General features: G+C 69.5%; 3 protein-coding genes. 1 reads left to right on the forward strand and 2 read right to left on the reverse strand.

Translation table 11 applies throughout. The annotated features are described in order from the left end of the window. Positions 1–997: CHAP domain-containing protein (locus KME77_RS13400; RefSeq protein WP_219466554.1), on the reverse strand; the 997-nt coding region annotated here is incomplete at its 3' end. 301 nt (positions 998–1,298) lie between these two features. Between KME77_RS13400 and KME77_RS13405 the strand changes: the two genes are divergently transcribed. Further along, entirely contained in the window at positions 1,299–1,934 is a 636-nt protein-coding gene (locus tag KME77_RS13405) for a PaaI family thioesterase (RefSeq protein ID WP_219466557.1), read from the forward strand. A 12-nt stretch (positions 1,935–1,946) separates the two neighbouring features. On the opposite strand, the gene KME77_RS13410 is transcribed toward KME77_RS13405, so the two are convergent. Continuing rightward, positions 1,947–2,696, reverse strand: a complete 750-nt coding sequence (locus KME77_RS13410; RefSeq protein ID WP_219466559.1) for a glucose 1-dehydrogenase — start codon at positions 2,694–2,696, stop codon at positions 1,947–1,949. Between the last annotated feature and the right edge of the window lie 113 nt (positions 2,697–2,809).

Consider the following 2,809-nt stretch of genomic DNA (forward strand, 5'->3'; position numbering starts at 1 on the left):
GGGCCGGGGCCGGGGGCGGGGCGGCGGCCGCGAGGGCCGCCCGCGCCGTGCGTACCCGCACCGACCGGGTCTTGGCCACGGCGAGCACGGCGAGCGCCGCCACCAGGGCGGAGCCGATCAGCGTGGGGGACGACAGCGCCGGCGTGGGCGAACTGGCCGAGGCGTCGACGAGGGTGGGGAGAGGGGCGTCGGTGGTGACCGCGTTCGTGTCGGCGGTGGCGGGTTTGGCGTGCTTGCCCTTCTTGGGCGCCTGCTCGGTGGTCCTGCCGGTGGACGGCTCCGCGGTCTTGCGCGTCGTGGCCGCGGGGGCCTCGGCCTGCTGCCGGGGCGTCTCCTTGGCGGTGGGTTTGGGGCGGGCGGCGAGCGGGGCCTGCTGCTGCCGCTCCTCGCCGATGCCGGGGATCTGGTCGGTGAGGGGGCTGCCGTCGAGCTGCAGCTTGCCGACCTCGGTGGTGCCGGGGATGCTGTCCTCGTTGGCCTGGCGCTGCTCGTTCTCCCTCGCGACCTGCTTCTCGGCGGCCTCGTTGTCCAGGCGGGTCTTGATCTTCTCCGGGTAGCCGTAGCCGACGACCTTGCTGGTGTCGCGTTCCTTGCGCTTGGCGACGCCGCCGTCGATGTTGCCCTCGATCGTGTGGATCGTGCTGCCCTCGACCCGGGTCACGATGCCGACGTGGTCGATGTTGTCGATGCTGTTCGAGCCGCCCCAGTCGTAGAAGACGAAGGCTCCGGGCTTGGGCGTCTTGCCCCAGGCCCCCTGCTCCTTGAACCACTCGGCGTGCCGCACCGTCCAGGCGAACTGGCCGATCCACTCCTCGTAGCCGAGCTTGTGCGCGGCCCAGGACAGGTACATGTCGCACCAGGGCGCGGAGGAGTAGTCGGCGTCGAACTCGATGTTCTTGCCGTACCAGTCACCGAACTTGGTGTACGAGCCGCCCTTCTCGGAGTAGCCGAGCTGGCTCTCGAGCAGGTCGATGTACTTCTTCATCTCTGGCGTCATGGACGTGCAGGCGAACCTTCCGAGCAAGACCGGGTTTATCCACATGTCCCGGGGCATAAGGGGAACCAGGGACCATTGTGGCAAAACCGGAGGCCTGTAGTCTTCCGTGATGAAGGAGGCTACCGTGGCGAAAGCGCAGGTCAAGCCCGCGTAAACGGAGCCCCCTCGGGGGTAATGAAACGAAAGCTGCAGGTCAAGAGCTTGCCAGAAATGTCCTGCCGAGGATGGTTTAGTACGAAAAGATCTACCTTCGGGCGTGTCTAGAAGTTCATTCGGTAGAACGTGTTCTAAGATGGCGGCCATGACGATCGACGTCGCCGCCGGCGAGTCCCGCATCGCCGCCCTGTGCGCCCTGGCCCAGCGGACCAGAGACCTGATGGACGCGGTCCTGGCCACCGACGTCGGCGAGGACGAACTGCTGGCCGTGTCCGCCGAGATGGCCGCCCTGACCGACCGGCTCAGCGCGGCCGTGCGGGTGTCGCCGCAGTCGTTCGACATCGGGCCCGACGGGACCGTGCGTCACCTGGGCAACGCCGCCATCGGCGCCGCGAACCCGTACGCCGTGCCGCTCACCGTGGAGCACGTCCCCGACGGAGGGGTGCGGGCGGAGGTGACGTTCAGGCCGCTGCACGAGGGGCCGCCCGGCGGCGTGCACGGCGGGGTCACCGCGATGGCCCTGGACCACCTGCTCGGCCAGGCCGTGGCCGCCGCCGGGCTGGCGGGCATGACGGGGACGCTGACGATCCGGTACAAGGCGCTCGTGCCGTACGGGAGGCCGGTGGTCGTCTCGGCGCGGCACACGCGGTCGGAGGGGCGCAAGACGTGGGCGGAGGGGCGTGTGGCGCTCCCGGATGGAACGCTCCTCGCCGAGGCGACCGGGCTGTTCATCACGCCCACCGAGTGGATGAACCGCCGCGTCACGTACACGCCGCAGTGACGGGGGCGGCGGTCAGTAGCCCGCGCCCGTCAGCATGCCGCCGTCCACCGTGAACTCGCTGCCTGTGCAGTAGCTGGCCTTGTCCGAGGCCAGGAACGCGACCACGTGCGACACCTCCACCGGCTTGGCGAAGCGCTTGGTCACCATGCTGCGCATGAACGCCTCCGCGTCCACCTCGGCCATGATCTCCGGGTCCAGGGCCATCGTGGTGTTGATGGCGCCGGGATGCACGGAGTTCACCCGGATCTTGTGCCGGGCCAGCTCACGCGCCGCCGACTTGGTGACGCCACGGACGGCGAACTTGGAGGCCGCGTACGCCGACATGCCCTCGGCCCCGATGAAGCCCTCGACGGAGGAGATGTTCACGATCGAGCCGCGCCCGGCCGCCTTCATCGGCTCGATGACGGACTTGATGCCGAGCCAGGTGCCCTTGAGGTTCACGTCGATGATGCGGTCGAACTCGTCCACCGACATATCCGCGATACGCCGAAATTTCAGGATCCCGGCGTTGTTGACCAGGATGTGGAGCTTGCCGTGCAGCTCCGTCGCCGTGGCGACCGCGCGCTCCCATTCCTCGGGGCTGGTGACGTCGTGATGGACGTACGTGGCGCCCGTCTCCTCCGCCAGCGCCTTGCCCTCCTCGTCCAGCACGTCCCCGAACACCACGCGCGCGCCCTCCTCCAGGAAGAGCCGCACGTGCGCCTCGCCCATGCCGCGCGCCCCGCCGGTGATCAGCGCCACCTTGCCGTCAAGCAGTCCCATAACGACCTCCCGCCGCGACGGCCACGGCGGCCGCCTCCATGGATCGGTAGACGGGGATCCCGGCCGCCGCCACGATCGCCCTGACCTCGTCCTCCACCCCCCCCGGGGCGCCC

The organism is Nonomuraea rhizosphaerae (assembly GCF_019396405.1).
Taxonomy (GTDB): Bacteria; Actinomycetota; Actinomycetes; order Streptosporangiales; family Streptosporangiaceae; genus Nonomuraea; species Nonomuraea rhizosphaerae.